This is a genomic window from Candidatus Thiothrix putei (genome assembly GCA_029972225.1).
Classification (GTDB): domain Bacteria; phylum Pseudomonadota; class Gammaproteobacteria; order Thiotrichales; family Thiotrichaceae; genus Thiothrix; species Thiothrix putei.
The window spans coordinates 2,307,097-2,325,313 of the sequence record CP124756.1 but is presented as its reverse complement, the minus strand read 5'-3'; the positions used below and the strand labels follow the sequence as shown (position 1 = coordinate 2,325,313).

Below are 18,217 nucleotides of genomic sequence, written 5' to 3'. Positions count from 1 at the left end.
AAATTCCATCACAAGCCCCCCATCCACAACAGGTAGACGATAATCACAAAGGCGAGCAGGTGAATGGCGTAAGTCTGCCCATTCCCGGTATACATCCGCCGTAAAATGTCTGCCGCCGAATGCAGCAATTCCGTGAGGGTTTCCCAAAAAATCGTGACCAGCGGTTGGGTCAAAAAGCCCAATGCCTTGCGGTACGGTGCGAAGAAGTTCCAGGCAAAATGGGTCGTTTCCGGGCGGAACGGGCGTTCACCGGCAAACACAATATTGAACTGCTTCACCGGCTGCGCCCTGCGGTTGACGAACAGCAACCAAGCAAACAGCGTGGCAAAAATCACCCCGATCACCAGCATGATCGACACCGGACTCCAGTAACCGAATTCGCTGGTAATGGTCAACCCTGCCCAATCCAGCCCGCTTTGCCCGCCAAAGAACGGCGCAAGGTAAGCATCCACATGCCGCAAGGCCATGCCCGGAACCAGCGCGAACACCAACAAGGCAACCACAAAAATCATCTGCGGCAACACAATCCAGAACGGTGCTTCTTTCACGGTGCGCAATTCATCTTTCAACTGCCCCAGGAAAATGGTGTGAATCAAGCGGAACAGGTACAGGAACGCAATCGGCCCCGCGAGGAAAATAATCACCATCGGCAAACGGTATTCCGCCGTCATAATCGCATTGTAGAAAATCCAGCGTCCGCCAAACCCGGACAGCGGCGGCACACCCGACACCGCAATAATCCCGATCATAGTGGCAATGAACGACAGTGGCATCAGCGTAATCAGCCCACCCATGCGGTACATATCCCGCGTGCCGGTACGTTTGGCAACCCCGCCCACTGACAGGAACAGCATCGACTTGTAAATGTAATGGTTAATGACAAACATCAAGGCCATCAGCCAGCCCAGATGATTCATCATTGCCAGCCCAAACAGCGCGTAGCCCATTTGCCCGATGGAAGAATAAGCCAGCAAGCGTTTCGCGTCTTCCTGAAAAATCGCCAGCAAGTTCCCAATCAGTGCCGAAATCGCGCCAATCCACAGCATCACGTGGGTGAGTTCCACCCCGTACAATTGCTGCTTGCCCATCGTCATTAGCAATACGAACAGCCCGAACAGCCCTGCCTTCAGCAAAATACCGGACACCAGTGGCGACACATCGGTTTCTGCCTCGGCATGTGCGCCGGGCAACCAGATATGCACACCCACCGCCGCCGTTTTGGTCATGAAACCAATCGCCAGCAGCGCAAATACCCACGGTGCAAACGGTTCTGCTACCTGTGCCAAGGCCGCGATCTTAAAGTCCGGCACACCTTGCGCCGCCAGTGCAAACCCCGCCAGCATCAGGAATGCCCCGCCCAGCGAGAACACAATGTACGACAGCGCGTGTGGTTCAGAATGCTTGCCGCGCAGAATCAGGAAATAAGAACCCACCGTCAGCAATTCCCACGCCGCAAAAAATGCAAACGAGGTTTTGGCTTCAATCAACATCGCCAAGCCCGCAAACATCAGCATTGCTGCCGGGTAGAACCCCACCCGCCGTTGCTGCGTTTGGAAACTTGCCAGCAAAATAATCGCGCCACCCGGCAACATCACCGCTGCAAAAATCAATTGCAGCTCATCGTAACTGGGGTAATGCAGGTAAAACCAACCGACCAGCCCAGCAATCGCCAACCCGTTTTTGAGCTTGGCAGGTAGCCAGTCCAGCGGCAAAAACAGCAGCGCAAACAACAAAGGGATGGCGTGCAACAGATTACCTTGCCCGGAGAGTTCGCCCCACAGATAAGCCAATAACCACGCAACCACCACCGTACTCAAGGCAACATCTTCCTTGATGGCTTGCAGCAACAAACCCGCTTGCGGCTGTTCACGTTTAAGCACGTAGCCAAACCAGCGGAACAAATACGCCGCTTCCAGCAATGCCCCGAACAGGATCAGCCCCAACAACCACAATTGCCCGTTTGCTGCCAGCGCGTGCGCCAGTTCCCACTTGGCATAAAAGCCGGGGAAGGGCGGCAAACCCACCAACAACGCAATAAAGGTGACAAACGCAAACACCAGCACCGGATGCCCGCGCAACGCCGCCCAGTCACCCAAGCCTCGCGCTGCTACCAACCCGGAAAGCCAGAATAGCCCCGCCTTGGCAACTGCATGAGCCAGCAAGATACCGCCTGCCACAAAATAATACTGTTCCCCCAGCAAATCGCGCTGCCCGATTACCGTCAGGATCAACCCCACCTGTGCTACCGAGGAATAGCCCAGCAACCGCCGGTCATTGTCTTGCACCAAGGCAAAAATATTGGCAACCACAAAGGTCATAATCCCGATGGCACTTGCCAGTGGCAACCACTGCGCCCCGCCAATCAGCAACAGTTTGTCCGCCGCATACACGGTTGCCGCCCCGGTTGCTGCCGAAAACAGTGCCGCAAATGCAGGGTGTGCCGATTCATAAATGTCCAGCCCCCAACCGTTGGCAGGGAAGGGTTTCAACTCTGCCAGCACCGCCATCAACATCAGGAAAAACGCCAACGCCCCGCCTTTGAACAGGTCGGCTTGCGCCGCTGCCATGCCGTCGATGTTGAGTGTGCCGGTGGCGTGGTAGGCAAAAATAATCCCGATCAGCAATAAAATTGACACCAGTTGCGCCACGATCAGGTATTTAATGCCTGCTCCTAAAGCGCGTTGATCCGCCGAGAGCAATACCAAACCCGCCGAAGCAATGACCACCAATTCCATAAACACAAACAGGTTGAATAAATCGCGGGTCATAATCACGCCACACAGTGCCATGATCAGAATCAGCAATACCGCCATTGCCCGCCGCCCGTGCTTAAACAGGGTATCGCGCAGGTAAAATGCCGCGTGTAATCCGGTTAATGTCACCAGTGCTACCAAAGCCGCTTCCGTCATGCCTATCCGCAAGTTAATCGCAAACGGGGGCGCGGTTCCTGCCGTGAAGATTTCCACCGCCATTGCACCCGTCACGCTAAAGTGCCATAACCAGCTTGCGGCAATCCACGCCATTGCAGCTAGTGCGGCAAGGGTGATGCCATAAGCCAGCTTGCGCCAAGTGTCCGGTAACAGCCCCAGCAGAAAAGCAGAGCCAAGACCGAGAGCAATAATAGAGAGTGCGCTTACCATTTCAGATCCCTGCATTGGGCAATGTCGAGCGTGCCTTTGGCTTCATACAATTTGTAGGCATAAGTCAGCATCATCGCGGTAATGCCTACCCCGATAACAATCGCGGTCAATACTAGCGCTTGCGGCACAGGGTCGATAATCCGGGTGACAGCTTCGGTAGCGGCAAGCGTTTCATCGAGAATCGGTGCAGTGCGCCCCAGCATATAGCCTACCGATACCAGCACCAGATTCACGCCGGTATTGGCGACCGTAAACGAGACAATCATGCGCAAGATATTGCGGTTAGTGAGTGCGCCGTACAGCCCCAGCAAAATCAGCAAAAAGCCGGTTGTCATTGCGATCCAGTCCATTACGATTGCTCCGTTTCTGCCAGATTGGTCAACATGGAAGTGAATTCAGCCCCAACTTTGAGGCCAATAACGCTATAAATCACCGGAATAACTCCCGCCGAAAACAGCGTGCCAAAGGTTCCGCTAGGCAGCAAACGGCTATCCAAAAAGCCACTGGCATACACCATGCCCAGCACCCCGATGGTGATAAATACCAGCCCAGAAAGCGCTTCCACCCGTGCAATCAAGCGATGGCTAAAACGTTTGAGCGGGTCGGTCAATAGCAGCAGCAACGCCGCCGATGCGATAATTGCCCCACCCTGAAAACCGCCGCCGGGAGTCAAATGCCCATTGATAAACACATAAGCCCCCAGCAATAAAATCAGTGGCACGAGCAAACGGCTACCCGTCGTCAATAATTCCCCAGAAGCGGGTAATTGCCGTTGTAACGCTTGTTGCTTGCGCCCTTGGGCTAACACCATGCCAATAATGGCAGCGGTCAAAAACAACACGGTCACTTCGCCCAGTGTATCCAGCCCCCGGTAAGTGACAATAATCGCCGTGACGATATTGGCAGCACCCAAATCTTGCGCGGTGTGTTCCGCGTAGTAACGTGCCGTCAGGTTGAGTTCCTCGCTTGCTGTATAGCCCAGCAACAGCTTGGCAAAGATTACACCCAAGCCCAACAGCAATAGGAATACGGCAAAACGCCTAATCATGTTTGCCTCCACGTACTCGCCCTAGCACAAAGAAAAATAAGAAGGTGGTTAAGCCACTGCCAATCGCGGCTTCCGTCATTGCCACATCGGGGGCGGCAAGCAATAAAAACATGACCGACGCAAACAGGCTGATCATGCCCGCTGCCAACATGGCGGTAGCGGGGCGTTTCGCCATGATGGTGACAAATGCCGCACCCAGCATCGCCACTGCCAGCAATGCAGCGATACCTAACATCACGCTATTCATGACGTACCCTCCCGATCTTCCGCCAGCTTATCTATGCGCGTCAGCGGGGTTTGATAAGCACCGCGCCGATGGGCTGTATTTGCCAATACTTGCGCCGAAACGGGGTTGGTAAAGATTAGAAATACCCCAATCAGCAACAGTTTCCAGCCCCAAGCGGGTTGCAAACACGCAGCTCCGGCAAGGGTGAGTAAGGTTCCCAGTGTGGTGGTTTTCGTGCCAGCCTGAATGCGGTTGAAAATATCCGGCATTCGTACCAGCCCCAAACCCCCAAACAGCAGGAACATGGCACCGGACACCAGCAACACACCACCGATAAGATCAAGTATTACAGCCATCAGAATCTGCCCTCAAAATAGCGAGCAATGGCGATTACCCCAAGGAATGACAGCAGCGCGTAAACCAACGCCACATCCAAATAAATACCGCGTTCTTCCAACAATGCCGCCAGCACAATAAAGGTAATGCTAATCACGGTTAGCACATCAAATGCCACCACCCTATCCAAGCGCGACGGTCCCAAAATAAACCGCCCCAATGCCAGTAAAAACGCTATTCCGGCGATGACTGCCGCCACAGCAATCAATAGCTCAACCATACATCACCTCAAGATAGGACTCAAAACCGCTGACAATTTCCGCTGTTGCTGCTTCCACCTCGGTTGCTCCCACGCTGACGCAATGCACATACAGCCATTCACCCTCCAGCTCAACGCTGAGCGTTCCCGGTGTCAGGGTAATGGAATTCGCCAGCATTAAGCGCCCCATCCGGCTTTTCAGTTTGGTGCGTACTTTAACGATGGTGGGCGCAATCGGCAGCGAAGGCGAAAGCACAATGCCCGCCAAGGTCAGATTGGATTTGACCAGTTCTTTAAAGAAGTAACCGTAGTAGCGAAAACCCGCAACGATTGCCGCCGGGGTAAACCGAAACTCGGTAAAAAACGACAAACCATTGGGGTAGAGCAGCGCAATTAACAGCGAGACGACTGCACCGACCAACAAAACATCCGCCGTTAGCGTGCCGCTTAGCATTAACCAGAACAACATTAAGGTCGCAAACAGGACGACGGTATCGCGCACCGTGGATTTGCCCTTGCTCATGATGGCTCATTCTCCCTACCAACTGTGGTCAGTGTTTGTGTATCTTTATTAGGGTTTGATTATGTTCTTACCGCGCTCAGGGATAAATGGTGGCGTTGGGGTTTATGCGAGTCTCCTGATATAAAGCAAGGTTTGCCCAAAGTCTGCTTGGGGTGTTGCACTGCATCAGATACAATCGGCAACCCCCTTTTCACCTCGCAGGCGTAAATGGTGCTTTAGTTGCTGCACTGCATCCGCTACAATCCCCTGCATTCAGTAAACACTGGCAGGAGAGCGTTGCACACCGCAAGGTTGCCGCAACCGCCGAAGGCGCAATTCCGCCCGGAAACGCTCAGGCAACAGGACTGGCAGCACTAGATCTGACTCTGGAGAGCAGTGCGGACGCACTCACCGAAGGGTAGTAACTTGATTGCCTCTTCCTCCCTGCCCCCCTTGCGGGGGAAGGGTCGGGGAAGGGGGGTAAATTGAGGAATCTCTCAGGTAAACGGACAGAGGGGCGGCAAGCTTAGCGGCTTGCCGCCCTTTTTTTGTGCCTGTTAAACCGGAAGAATCCTAATGCAACGTACTGCACTTTACGCCAAGCACCTTGAATCAGGTGCGAAAATGGTCGATTTCGCGGGCTGGGAAATGCCCATCCACTACGGCTCACAACTGCAAGAACACCACCAAGTCCGCAATGACGCGGGCATGTTTGATGTGTCGCACATGGTCATCCTCGACCTCGTGGGGGCGCAATCCAAAGCCTTTTTGCAATACCTGCTCGCCAATAACGTTGATAAGCTGAAAGAGTCCGGCAAGGCGTTGTATAGCTGCATGTTGACCCCCGAAGGCACGGTGATTGACGATTTGATCGTGTATTTCATCACCGAAACCCAATGGCGCATCGTGGTGAATGCTGGCACTCGCGACAAAGACATTGCGTGGATGCAGCAGCAAATCGCCAACTTTGATGCCACTCTGACCGAACGTGATGATCTTTCCATGATTGCCGCGCAAGGCCCGAATGCACGCGCCAAAGTGCTGGGTATTATGCCTGCGGATGAAGTGGCTATTGTTGAACCGCTGAAAACCTTCTACGGCGCATTCGTCAACGACTGGTTCATTGCCCGCACCGGCTACACCGGCGAAGACGGCTTTGAAATGATGTTCCCCAACGAACAAGCCCACAAAGTGTGGGATGCGTTGTTAGCCGCTGGTATCAAACCCATCGGCTTGGGCGCACGCGACACCTTGCGTTTGGAAGCGGGCATGAACCTTTACGGCACAGACATGGACGAAACCACTTCCCCATTAGTGTCGGGTTTGGGTTGGACAATCGGTTGGCAGCCGGAAGACCGTGACTTTATCGGGCGTAGCGCGTTGGAAGCTCAAAAAGCCGCTGGTGTGCCGCAAAAGTTCGTCGGGCTGGTGCTGGAAGGCAAGGGCGTATTGCGCAGCCATATGAAAGTTATTTGTGAAGGCGGTGAGGGAGAAACCACCAGCGGCACATTTTCGCCTACACTCGGCTTAGCGATTGCGCTGGCGCGAGTTCCGGCGAGCTGCGGTGAGACTTGCGAGGTCGATATTCGTGGCAAATTGCACCCGGCAAAAGTAGTGAAGCCGGTTTTCGCACGCAATGGCAAATCTGTTTTAAATTAAGTTTTTAGGAGTTATTTATGAGCAATGTTCCATCCGATTTGAAATACACCAAATCCCACGAGTGGGTACGTGATAACGGCGACGGCACTGTTACTGTCGGCATTACTGATCACGCGCAAGAGTTGCTGGGTGATTTGGTACACGTTGATTTACCAGAAGTTGGCACTGAATTCGGTGCGGAAGACGGTTGCGCGGTCGCGGAATCGGTCAAGGCAGCATCTGATATTTACGCGCCTGTTCCGGGTGTCATTATCGAGAGCAATGAAGCGGTGCAAGACTCGCCGGAACTGATCAATTCCGACCCTTACGGTGACGGCTGGCTGTTCGTCATGCGCGTGGATGACGAAGACGCGCTGGGCGAATTGATGGATGCAGACGCATACAAAGCGGAATGTGACGAGTAATTTTTAAGATCCCCCATCCCCGACCCTTCCCCCGCAAGGGGTGAAGGGAGCAAGATCAGGTAACGATTAAATGACAACCTTGTACGAACTTGAACAACACGATGATTTTATTGCCCGCCACATTGGCCCCAACGAGGCAGACACAGCGGCAATGCTGCAAACCGTGGGTGCGGAATCGCTGGATGCGCTGATTGACAGCACTGTGCCTGCGAGCATTCGCTTGTCAGCCCCGTTGGCGATTGACGACAGCCGTTCCGAAGCCGAAACGCTGGCTTACCTGAAAACACTGGCGGCACAAAACACGGTTGCTAAGTCGTACATCGGTATGGGTTATTACGATACGGTTGTGCCGCCGGTCATTTTGCGTAATGTCTTGGAAAACCCCGGTTGGTACACCGCGTATACGCCGTATCAGCCGGAAATTTCCCAAGGGCGGCTGGAAGGCTTGCTCAATTACCAGCAGATGGTCACGGATTTGACGGGCATGGACATTGCCAACGCCTCCTTGTTGGATGAAGCGACCGCAGCGGCGGAAGCAATGACGCTGTGTAAGCGTTCCAACAAGCTCAAATCGGACAAGTTTTTTGTGGGTGAGGACGTGCATCCGCAAACCATTGATGTGCTGAAAACCCGTGCGGAACATTTCGGGTTTGAACTGGTGATCGGCAACCCGTATAGCGAGTTGGCGGGGCATGAAGTGTTTGGTGTGTTGCTGCAATACCCTAGCACCACCGGCGAAGTCGTTGATATTGAAGCCTTGATCAAACAGGCGCACGCGCAAAAAGCCTTGGTTTGTGTGGCTTCGGATTTGATGGCGTTGGTGATGTTGAAAGCTCCCGGCGAAATGGGTGCGGATGTTGTGGTCGGTAACTCGCAGCGTTTCGGCGTGCCAATGGGTTTCGGGGGGCCTCATGCGGCGTTTTTTGCGGTGAAGGATGCGTTTAAGCGCACCATGCCGGGGCGGGTGATTGGGGTTTCGATTGATAGTCATGGCAAGCAGGCGTTGCGGATGGCGATGCAGACCCGTGAACAGCATATCCGGCGTGAGAAGGCGACTTCCAACATTTGTACGGCGCAGGCGTTGCTGGCGAATATGGCGGGCTTCTACGCGGTGTATCACGGTGCGGCAGGGTTGAAGACGATTGCGGGGCGGATTCATCGGTTGACGAATATTCTGGCGAAGGGCTTGCAGCAGAAAGGTGTCCAACTGTTGAATGACACTTGGTTTGATACGCTGACTGTCGTCACCAACCCCCCATCCCCAGCCCTTCCCCCGCAAGGGGTGAAGGGGGCAATACCCGTTAATTTCCGTCAGTTCGACAATGGCAACATCGGTATCAGTATTGATGAGCGCAAAACCCGCGCTGACATCACCGAGCTGTTCGATGTGTTGCTGGGGGCGGGGCATGGGTTGGATGTGGATGCGTTGGATGCTGCGGTTATCGCGGAAGGTTTCAGCGGGATTCCGTCCGGCTACCAGCGCACGAGCGCGTTTCTGACGCATCCGGTGTTTAATTCGCACCATTCGGAATCAGAAATGTTGCGCTATTTGAAGCGCTTGGAGAATAAGGATTTCTCGTTGGCGCACGGCATGATCCCGTTGGGTTCTTGCACCATGAAGTTGAATGCGACCACGGAAATGCTGCCGGTTACTTGGTCAGAGTTTGCGGATATTCACCCGTTTGCGCCGCAGGAGCAGACCGTGGGTTATCGCGCCATGATCAAGGAGTTGGAAGATTGGTTGGTGGAAATCACCGGCTATGATGCGATTTCGATGCAGCCGAATTCGGGGGCGCAGGGCGAATACGCAGGGCTGGTGGCGATCCGTCGTTATCAGGCGAGTATTGGGCAGGGGCATCGGGATGTGTGTTTGATTCCGAGTTCGGCGCATGGCACGAATCCGGCTTCGGCGGCGATGGTGAGCCTGAAGGTGGTGGTGGTCGAGTGCGACGCGAACGGTAACGTGGATGTGGCGGATTTGCGTGCCAAGGCGGAAAAACACGCCGACGACCTGTCATGCTTGATGGTGACTTATCCGTCTACGCACGGGGTGTTTGAGCAGGACATCGTGGAAATTTGCGACATTGTGCATCAGTTCGGTGGGCAGGTGTACATGGATGGCGCGAACATGAATGCGCAAGTGGGCTTGTCGAAACCGGGCAAGATGGGGTCGGATGTGTCGCATTTGAACTTGCACAAGACCTTTGCGATTCCGCACGGCGGCGGTGGCCCTGGCATGGGGCCGATTGGGGTGAAGGCGCACCTTGCACCGTTTTTGTCCAGCCATGCGGTGACTCCGCCGGATGGGGTTGCGCTGGGGAATAGTGCGGTGTCGGCTGCTCCTTATGGTAGCGGGGCGATTTTGCCGATTTCGTGGGCGTACATTAAGTTGATGGGCGCGGCGGGTTTGCAGCGGGCGACGGAGATGGCGATTTTGAACGCCAATTACATGATGCAACGCTTGGCTGAGCATTATCCGGTGCTGTTTAGGGGGGCGAATGGGCGGGTGGCGCATGAGTGCATTATCGACATTCGTCCGTTGAAGGCGGCTTCGGGGATTGATGAGTCGGACATTGCTAAACGCTTGATGGATTACGGTTTCCACGCGCCTACCATGTCGTTTCCGGTGGCGGGTACGCTGATGATCGAGCCGACCGAATCCGAGCCGAAAGCCGAGCTTGACCGTTTTTGCGATGCGATGATTGCGATTCGGGAAGAGATTCGTAAGGTGCAGGAGGGCGTGTGGCCTCTCGACAATAATCCGCTGGTGAATGCGCCGCATACGCTGGATGATTTGGTGAATGCTTGGGAACGCCCTTACAGCCAGACCGAGGCGGTGTTCCCGCAGGGTGTTAGCCCGACGGCGAAGTATTGGCCTACCGTGAACCGGATTGATAATGTGTATGGGGATCGGAATTTGGTGTGTTCTTGTCCGAGTGTGGATAGTTACCGGTAGATTCTTGTTCAATAGGCCGTTGATCCTGTTGGGTTTGCGGCCTTGCTCTTAAATTCTTGTCTCTTGATTTTCAAAGGGTTGCATACTTTTTGAAAGTGTCCAGTGCCGCAAAAGTGCTAACTTGATGCAGTGTCGTTTTTTACAATAGAGGGTGGCGGATTTTCTTTTCTGCTGTATTTTTGGTGAAGATATACACAACTTTGCTGTGTTTTTGCTATCTCGCTTCGCGTAAGAATAAATCATAACTCATTGATAATGGATAAAAATAACCGGATGAGGATGTTTTCCCTATGGTGATGTTGTCGCTTTCCTGTAAGTTGACCTGAAAAGGAATGAATGGGGGAGGGGGGAACACATCGTGTTTTTTAAGTGGTTGATAACGCTAAGGTAGTTGTGGGACTACCTTACACTTGGGTGTTGTTGATAGATAGGTAGTAAATATACTCAAATTTTTCTATGTTTGTATAGTAATTCATCATATATTTGAGCCACTTGCAAAATTACATTTTCAGCGTGAACCTTCCTTCATCTGAAGGAAAAAAGAAGTGTGGGCTGCCGTTTTCGGCGATAATAGAAGCATCAAAACAACCATTAAGCCCACGCTATGAATTCTACCGAACGCGCCCTGATTGCACAACGCTGGAGTTTGCTGCAAATTGAAATACTGCCTTGCTTCAATGATGCCTTTGGCACATTGACCCCCAAGCTTGAAAAGCTCATTCACGTACTGGAGCTGACGCGCATTGAAGATTTTGTGCGCTCTTTTCGTGATGGGTCTGGACGGCCAGCGACGGAGCGATCTTGGTTTGCCAATGCTTTTGTCGCCAAAAGCGTGCTCAATATTGTCAATACGCGAGCACTCATTGACCGGCTGCAAAACGATCGCTCCCTGCGACGCATCTGCGGGTTTCCCCTGACCAAGAAACTGCCTTCCGAATCCACCTTTTCACGTGCCTTCGCTGAATTTGCTGAACAGCGTTTAGCGGAACGTGTGCATGAAACGTTGGTGAAAACGTATTTGGGCGATGCGCTGATCGGCCACCTGTGTCGGGATTCAACAGCCATTGAGGCACGTGAACGGCCTGTTGCCGAGGAAAAGCCAAAGAAAAAACAAGGGCAAACACGGATTCAGCGCCAACGGGAACAGTCACTTCAGCAAGCACTCGATGAGATACCGGTTCAGTGTAACCGGGGGACGAAGAAGAATGCCCAAGGCTACAAGCACAGTTGGAACGGCTACAAACTGCATATCGATACCGCCGATTGTGGTGTCCCGATAGCAGCCATTCTGTCTTCCGCCTCCTTTCACGACAGCGGGGCAGCCATCCCACTCTCTCAAATCAGTGCCCAACGTGTCACCAGTCTCTACGACCTGATGGATGCGGCCTATTGCAGTGCTGATTTGCACGAATACAGCCGTCATCTGGGGCATGTCCCTCTGATTGATCACAATCCTCGCGGCGGACAGAAAGAAGCGTTTGAACCTGCTGATGCCGAGCGTTACAAAATTCGCAGCACCGTAGAACGAACCAATGCCCGCCTGAAGGATGAATTTGGTGGTCGGAATGTGTGGGTGCAAGGTGCGCAAAAAGTTTACAGCCACTTGATGTTTGGGATTTTGGTGTTGAGTGCTGATCAACTGATGCGTGTCTTGTTATAAAGCGACTGGGTTTGAAAAAACACGGGAAGACTGACTGAAAAACAGGAGCAGTCGCATCGGTATGGGTGAAATTTAGCAAAAGTTACGGTAAAACTGAAAAAGCTCAGGTTTCGTTGGTCAAATTGAGTAAAAAATCGGCTGAATATGCGGCGTTCGGTCAATGCTGAAAATTGAGCAACTCAGTTTGTCGGATTTTGCAAGTCGCTCATATTACTTTTTGATCACTGTCTCTTGTGAATTGAGCAACTCAGTTTGTCGGATTTTGCAAGTCGCTCATATTACTTTTTGATCACTGTCTCTTGTGAAATATTCGGTTGGAGTTGCCTACCTGAACTGCTACTCTTTGAGTCTCAAATATCACAAATGTTGACTGAATGACCATCGAACTGAAAGGTAACTGGAAACGCGGCTTTGCCTACGATGTGCATACGCTGGACAGCGTGTACATGGGCGTGGATGAGCATGGTCACGATTCTTGGCAAACCACCCGCAGCGAGATGGGTGAGTTGCTCTATCGCCTGAAATATCAGGGTGATGCGTCAGTCGTGGGGCAGATTGTCGATATACTCGGCAAGTACAAGGGGCTGGAAACGATGGATGCCATTATTCCTGTGCCATCCACCAATAAGCAGCGCAAGATTCAACCCGTACTCGTAATCGCCCAAGCCTTAGCCAAGCGGATCAATGTGCCAGTGCTGGACAATGCTTTGCAAAAGCAAACGGGCGGACAAGAACTGAAAAACGTTGACGACCCGCAAGAACGGCAAGCTTTGCTGAAAACCTCCCTGACATTAAATCCCAACGCTAATCTGGCTGGAAAGAATATCCTGCTGCTCGATGATCTTTACCGTTCTGGTTCAACCCTGACAGTTGCCACCGATATTCTGTATCAACAAGCCAATGTGAAAAATGTTTTTGTGCTGGTAATGACCAAAACCCGGAGTAAACGATGACCACGGTATTTCTATCAGGCTCAATCACCATTACTCGTTTGAACAACGTCATACTGGCACGTTTGCAAAACATCATTGATAAACAGTTTGCCATTGTGGTGGGCGATGCCAACGGCGCAGACAAGGCATTGCAAAAACACCTGACGACCTTGCAATACCCACACGTCACGGTATTTTGTGCCGGAAATGTTTGCCGCAATAATCTGGGTAACTGGTCTGTCAAACACATCAGTGTGGATGCCAATATAACCGGACGCGCTTTTTACACCCAAAAAGATAAAGCAATGGCGCAGCTTGCCGATTACGGTTTTGTGCTATGGGATGGCAAAAGCCCCGGTTCATTCAATAATGTGCTGGCGTTTTTGAAACAGCGCAAAAAAGCCTTGGTCTATTTCGCCCCGGATAACGCATTTTATCCCGTTTCCAGCGTAGACGATGCCCGCACCTTATTGGATAAATGCGACCCCGCAGCCGTCGCGGAAATAGACAAAAAGATCAAACTGACCGCCACCTTGCAAACACTGGATGGCATGGCACAAAACACCCTCAGCTTTGCCGCACCATCGCCGGATGAGCGCAAACAGCGTTATTATCAAGCAACCCGCAACCACAATTACCGCGCCAGTTTGCGGCTGGAAGGGCTATCCTTACCGGATGACATTGCCGCTTTGCCCTTGCCAGTAACGGCGCAAGGCATAGCAACCCTGATCCAGCAAACCAAAGACCGCTATGCACAGCAAGCATGAGATAGCCGAAGACCCCGCCTGTTACAGCGGCACAAGCACGCTGGTCAACAAGCTGGGCTTGCAGGACAGCCGCACCTTGGCAGAGGCAGACGCGGTGTTGAGTTACCTACGCGCTGAATCCTTCGAGACGCGCTTGCAGGTATTTGATTTGCCAGCCTTGCAAGCCATTCACCACCACCTGTTCCAAGACTTGTACCCGTGGGCAGGCGAATTGCGTTCCACTGACCTCAGCAAGGGCAATACCCGCTTTTGTGCCGCCGCTTACATTGCAACCGAAGCCAACAAACTGCTGGGCAAACTGGCAGAGGAAAACTGGCTGGTCGGTGTGCCACTATCCGCCTTTGTGGAACGGCTGGCACATTACTACTGCGAACTGAACGTGATTCACCCCTTCCGCGAAGGTAACGGACGGACGCAACGCCTGTTTTTTGATTTGCTGGCAATCAACGCCGGATTCGGGCTGGATTGGGCAAAGGTCGAGTGTAGCGAGTGGGTAGAGGCGAATATTGCGGGGTATGCGGGTGACTTGCCGCCGTTACAAGCCTTGTTTGAACGAATTGTGGTGTCTGTGTAAACTGTTGAATGTTACGCATGAAAAAAGGTACTTAGCATGATTTCTAATGAATTGGGAAAGGTACTACACGACAAAGCCACTCGCGGTATGACCCTATCCGCTGAGGAGCAGGTACAGTTGCAAACTTGGTACGACGAACAGGACGCAGAGGAAGCTGCGATGTATGCCGCCGTTCCAGAAGTAACAGGTGTTGCCAGACTTCAGGCGCAGATTGATGCCACGTTGACGCAACTGATGAGCATGACTCGCCGTATTCAAGAGGTAATGCTCGAAAACAAGGCATTGCGTCAAGAAATTGAAGGCTTGCGCAGCCAACTGATCGCTTCTATTCCGCTGCAAAAAGCCGTATGACCATAACGGCAGATATTCGTCAGCAAGTACACCAACGGGCAGGCTGTGCTTGTGAATTTTGTGGTGTTACGGAAGAGAGTGCCGCCAGCGAGTTGACGATTGATCACTACCAGCCACAGGCCAAAGGTGGCAGCGACGACATTGAGAATTTGGTCTATAGCTGTCCGAAATGTAACAACTTCAAATCAGATGATTGGCCTGTCGATGATCAGCCTGCTTTGTGGAATCCCCGCGTTGATCCGGCAACACATGCGCCTACCATGTCGTTTCCGGTGGCGGGTACGCTGATGATCGAGCCGACCGAATCCGAGCCGAAAGCCGAGCTTGACCGTTTTTGCGATGCGATGATTGCGATTCGGGAAGAGATTCGTAAGGTGCAGGAGGGCGTGTGGCCTCTCGACAATAATCCGCTGGTGAATGCGCCGCATACGCTGGATGATTTGGTGAATGCTTGGGAACGCCCTTACAGCCAGACCGAGGCGGTGTTCCCGCAGGGTGTTAGCCCGACGGCGAAGTATTGGCCTACCGTGAACCGGATTGATAATGTGTACGGGGATCGGAATTTGGTGTGTTCTTGTCCGAGTGTGGATAGTTATCGGTAAAAGAAAATCCTCCCCCAGCCCCTCCTTTTGCAAAGGAGGGGAGTAAGAAAAATGCCTTCTCTGGCTTCCCCCTTTGAAAAAGGGGGATTGAGGGGGATTTTCTTACGCTTCGTTCATTTGCTGTGCCAGCATTTCCCAGCCTTGCAGCCCACCTTCTAAGCCGATATTCCCAGCCAAACTTTCCAATGCTTGTAGTATCTGTGCCAGATTGATCTTTTTGGCGATGCCGTAAACTTTCACCCATGAGCGTTTGGCTTCGTCGTGTTCACCGTTTTGCCACTGTATAAAAGCTATGTTGAATAAAGTGGTGCACAAACCCGCCACGTCGCCGATTTCCTGTTGAATGGCGAGCGACTTTTTGAGGAAGTCGAGAGCGGTGTCGTAGTCGCCGCGTGCAGAATAGATTAGCGAGATATTGTTGAGGGTAGTGCCTTCGTAAGCGACCATTTCAGCACGTCTAGCCCTCGCGATTTCCACGTCCTAAACTGGTTTCCAACCTGAACAACCGAAGGAAACCTCAATGAAACGCCCTCACCGCCGCGCCAGCGAATGGCAAACCCTCATTAGCCAATGGCAAGCCAGCGGCTTATCCGCCCCGGCATTTTGTGAACAGCACAGTATCGGTTACGCCAGTTTTTGCCAATGGCGGCAGCGTCTACGCTCCGCAGATGGCGTGGAGGAACCAGCCGTTCCCGCCAATACCTTCATCGACTTGGGAGCATTATCGGCGGGTCATGCCGCGCTGGGGCAAGGCTGGCACATTGTGCTGAGTTTGGGGAATGGTGTTGAACTACGCCTGAGCCAACGCTGATGTTTGCCCCCGCAGCCACCGCCCGCATCTGGCTATGCACCCAAGCCACCGACATGCGCAAAAGCTTTACGGGGCTGACCGCTTTGGTGAAAAACCAGTTAGGGCAAAATCCCCTGAGTGGGCATTATTTCGTGTTTGTGAACCTACGTAAAACCCAGATGAAGATCCTCTATTTTGAACCCAGCGGCTATTGCTTATGGAGCCAACGCCTGGAGCAGGGCCAATACCGGGTGCAGCCGACAACCAGCGGGCAGCGCGAACTGACCCGGACGGATTTGCAGTTGATTTTGGCGGGCATTGAGGTGCAAAAATCCAGACAATTCAAGCGTTACCAGTATCCTGTGCAGCCACATTCTGGTACAATAAGCCCATGATTTTAAAGCCATCCACCCCGTCTGACACCAGCGTTCCCATGCCGCCGATTGTGGCGGAAATGCTGGCGTTGCGTGAGGAAAATGCTGCCCTGAAACAGGATATAGCTGAATTGAAACGCCAATTGGCGTGGTTCAGGCAACATGTCTTTGGCAGCAAATCGGAAAAGCGTCCGGTTGAGATACCGGTGGCGCAGTTGCCGTTGTTTGCCCCCGCCGCCGCCCCGGTTGCCGCACCCGAGGGTGAAAGCATTACCGTCACCTACCAACGCGGTAAAGCCCCCAAGCTGCGCCCGGATGACTGCGTGAATGACAGCGGGTTACGCTTTACCGCCGATGTCCCGGTCAAGGTGATTCACCTCACCCCGCCGGAACTTCAGGGGGAAGAGGCTGACCAGTATGAGGTGATCGGCACCCAGGTGACCCATCGGGTGGCGCAACGCCCTGCCAGCTACCTCATCCTGCAATACGAGCGCCCGGTCATCAAACGTAAGGGCAGTGCTTCGGCTTCGCTCAGCAACCCACCACTTCCCAGCCCTGCACCCGCCAACGTGCTGGAACGTAGTGTCACCGATGTCAGCTTTTTGGTGGGGATGTTGGTGGACAAGTTCCAGTACCACCTGCCGTTGTACCGCCAGCACCAACGCCTGACCCAAGCGGGGATCACCCTCAGCCGCACGACGCTGACCAATGCGGTGAAACGTGCCATCGACCTGCTCAAACCCATTGCCGAAGCGCAACTCGCCAGTGTACTGCAAAGCAAGCTGCTGGCGATGGACGAAACCCCCATCAAAGCCAGCCCCGCAGGCAACGGCAAGATGAAGCAAGGCTACTTCTGGCCGCTGTACGGGGATCAGGACGAAATCGTCTTCACCTTCTCCGCCAGCCGTGGGCGGCAACACATTGAAAAGACTCTTCGCCAACAGTTCAGCGGCACACTGCTCAGCGACGGTTACCGTGCTTATGCCAGTTACGTCAACGCCAATGACAAGATTACCCATGCCCAATGCTGGGTACACAGCCGTCGCACCTTCATTGCCGCCGAAACCGCTGAACCACAAGCAGTACGCCAAGCCCTTGACACTATCGCGGCACTCTATCAGCACGAAGCCCAGATTAACGAGAAAAAACTCGACGGGGAAGCCAAACGTACCTACCGCCTCACCCACAGCAAGCCGTTGGTCGACCAGTTCTTTGAATGGTGCCAAACCCAATTACAACGTACCGATTTAATCCCCTCCAACCCGCTGACCAAAGCCCTTGGTTATGTCATCCGCCGCGAACACGAACTGCGCGTGTTTCTGGAAGATCCCGACGTGCCAATGGATACCAACCACATCGAACGCGCCCTGCGGCCCATCCCCATGGGCAGGAAAAACTGGTTGTTCTGCTGGACAGAACTCGGCGCGGAACACGTGGGCATCATCCAAAGCCTGATCACCACCTGCCGCCTGCATGACATTAACCCGTATGTCTATCTGATGGATGTTCTGTTGCGCGTTAGTGAGCATCCCGCTTCTCAGGTGCAAGACCTTACGCCAAGATGTTGGAAACAACGGTTTGCGGATAAGCCATTGCGCTCGGATTTGTTTGCGGATATCAACGACGGGCTAGAATGA

Annotated in this window: 19 protein-coding genes, 1 pseudogene and 1 riboswitch; of the genes and pseudogenes, 12 read left to right on the top strand and 8 right to left on the bottom strand. The window is 53.2% G+C overall.

The window, feature by feature from the left end; translation table 11 throughout:
• Positions 1–8: 8 nt before the first annotated feature.
• From QJT81_11850 to QJT81_11820, 7 genes are read right to left on the bottom strand one after another with little or no spacing between them, the layout of a single operon-like run.
• A complete protein-coding gene (locus QJT81_11850) occupies positions 9–3,140 on the bottom strand; it encodes a proton-conducting transporter membrane subunit (GenBank protein WGZ92566.1) in 3,132 nt (1,043 codons plus the stop codon).
• A complete protein-coding gene (locus QJT81_11845; GenBank protein ID WGZ92565.1) occupies positions 3,134–3,490 on the bottom strand; it encodes an NADH-quinone oxidoreductase subunit K in 357 nt (118 codons plus the stop codon). Before QJT81_11845 ends, QJT81_11850 begins: the two co-directional genes overlap by 7 nt.
• The gene (locus tag QJT81_11840) at positions 3,490–4,188 is read right to left on the bottom strand and encodes an MnhB domain-containing protein (GenBank protein WGZ92564.1); all 699 of its coding nucleotides are present in this window, start codon (positions 4,186–4,188) and stop codon (positions 3,490–3,492) included. Before QJT81_11840 ends, QJT81_11845 begins: the two co-directional genes overlap by 1 nt.
• Positions 4,181–4,435 carry a DUF4040 domain-containing protein gene (locus QJT81_11835; protein WGZ92563.1) on the bottom strand — a complete coding sequence of 85 codons (255 nt, stop codon included), beginning with the start codon at positions 4,433–4,435 and terminating at the stop codon, positions 4,181–4,183. The genes QJT81_11840 and QJT81_11835 overlap by 8 nt, the downstream gene beginning before the upstream one ends.
• Entirely contained in the window at positions 4,432–4,770 is a 339-nt protein-coding gene (gene mnhG, locus QJT81_11830; GenBank protein ID WGZ92562.1) for a monovalent cation/H(+) antiporter subunit G, read from the bottom strand. Before mnhG ends, QJT81_11835 begins: the two co-directional genes overlap by 4 nt.
• On the bottom strand, positions 4,770–5,030 hold the full coding sequence (locus tag QJT81_11825; GenBank protein ID WGZ92561.1) for a monovalent cation/H+ antiporter complex subunit F: 261 nt from the start codon (positions 5,028–5,030) through the stop codon (positions 4,770–4,772). Before QJT81_11825 ends, mnhG begins: the two co-directional genes overlap by 1 nt.
• Entirely contained in the window at positions 5,023–5,532 is a 510-nt protein-coding gene (locus QJT81_11820) for a Na+/H+ antiporter subunit E (GenBank protein ID WGZ92560.1), read from the bottom strand. Before QJT81_11820 ends, QJT81_11825 begins: the two co-directional genes overlap by 8 nt.
• 256 nt (positions 5,533–5,788) lie before the next feature.
• A riboswitch (glycine riboswitch) is annotated at positions 5,789–5,889 on the top strand.
• A gap of 198 nt (positions 5,890–6,087) precedes the next feature.
• Between QJT81_11820 and gcvT the strand changes: the two genes are divergently transcribed.
• The 9 genes from gcvT (at position 6,088) to QJT81_11775 (ending at position 15,416) form a co-directional block, all read left to right on the top strand.
• Positions 6,088–7,170: a glycine cleavage system aminomethyltransferase GcvT gene (gene gcvT, locus QJT81_11815; protein ID WGZ92559.1), complete on the top strand. Its 1,083-nt coding sequence runs from the start codon at positions 6,088–6,090 to the stop codon at positions 7,168–7,170.
• A gap of 17 nt (positions 7,171–7,187) precedes the next feature.
• Positions 7,188–7,574, top strand: a complete 387-nt coding sequence (gene gcvH / locus QJT81_11810) for a glycine cleavage system protein GcvH (GenBank protein ID WGZ92558.1) — start codon at positions 7,188–7,190, stop codon at positions 7,572–7,574.
• 70 nt (positions 7,575–7,644) lie between these two features.
• Complete coding sequence (gene gcvP, locus QJT81_11805; GenBank protein ID WGZ92557.1) at positions 7,645–10,530, top strand: aminomethyl-transferring glycine dehydrogenase; 2,886 nt, start codon at positions 7,645–7,647, stop codon at positions 10,528–10,530.
• 604 nt (positions 10,531–11,134) lie between these two features.
• Entirely contained in the window at positions 11,135–12,190 is a 1,056-nt protein-coding gene (locus QJT81_11800; GenBank protein WGZ92556.1) for a transposase, read from the top strand.
• A 374-nt stretch (positions 12,191–12,564) separates the two neighbouring features.
• Entirely contained in the window at positions 12,565–13,143 is a 579-nt protein-coding gene (locus tag QJT81_11795) for a ComF family protein (protein WGZ92555.1), read from the top strand.
• Positions 13,140–13,889, top strand: coding sequence for a YhfG family protein (locus QJT81_11790; GenBank protein ID WGZ92554.1), 750 nt, complete (start codon positions 13,140–13,142; stop codon positions 13,887–13,889). Before QJT81_11795 ends, QJT81_11790 begins: the two co-directional genes overlap by 4 nt.
• The gene (locus tag QJT81_11785) at positions 13,873–14,463 is read left to right on the top strand and encodes a putative adenosine monophosphate-protein transferase Fic (GenBank protein ID WGZ92553.1); all 591 of its coding nucleotides are present in this window, start codon (positions 13,873–13,875) and stop codon (positions 14,461–14,463) included. The genes QJT81_11790 and QJT81_11785 overlap by 17 nt, the downstream gene beginning before the upstream one ends.
• 36 nt (positions 14,464–14,499) lie before the next feature.
• Positions 14,500–14,814 carry a hypothetical protein gene (locus QJT81_11780; GenBank protein ID WGZ92552.1) on the top strand — a complete coding sequence of 105 codons (315 nt, stop codon included), beginning with the start codon at positions 14,500–14,502 and terminating at the stop codon, positions 14,812–14,814.
• Positions 14,811–15,416, top strand: a complete 606-nt coding sequence (locus QJT81_11775; GenBank protein ID WGZ92551.1) for an HNH endonuclease — start codon at positions 14,811–14,813, stop codon at positions 15,414–15,416. Before QJT81_11780 ends, QJT81_11775 begins: the two co-directional genes overlap by 4 nt.
• 102 nt (positions 15,417–15,518) lie before the next feature.
• Here the strand turns inward: QJT81_11775 and QJT81_11770 are convergent, their stop codons facing one another.
• A complete protein-coding gene (locus tag QJT81_11770) occupies positions 15,519–15,893 on the bottom strand; it encodes a tetratricopeptide repeat protein (protein ID WGZ92550.1) in 375 nt (124 codons plus the stop codon).
• A 43-nt stretch (positions 15,894–15,936) separates the two neighbouring features.
• On the opposite strand from QJT81_11770, the gene QJT81_11765 reads away from it, so the two are divergent.
• The 3 genes and pseudogenes from QJT81_11765 to QJT81_11755 all read left to right on the top strand — a co-directional run bounded on the left by QJT81_11765 (position 15,937) and on the right by QJT81_11755 (position 18,217).
• Complete coding sequence (locus QJT81_11765) at positions 15,937–16,227, top strand: IS66 family insertion sequence element accessory protein TnpB (protein WGZ92549.1); 291 nt, start codon at positions 15,937–15,939, stop codon at positions 16,225–16,227.
• Positions 16,227–16,601, top strand: a complete 375-nt coding sequence (tnpB, locus tag QJT81_11760; GenBank protein WGZ92548.1) for an IS66 family insertion sequence element accessory protein TnpB — start codon at positions 16,227–16,229, stop codon at positions 16,599–16,601. Before QJT81_11765 ends, tnpB begins: the two co-directional genes overlap by 1 nt.
• Before the next feature lie 77 nt (positions 16,602–16,678).
• Positions 16,679–18,217: pseudogene (locus QJT81_11755) on the top strand (IS66 family transposase).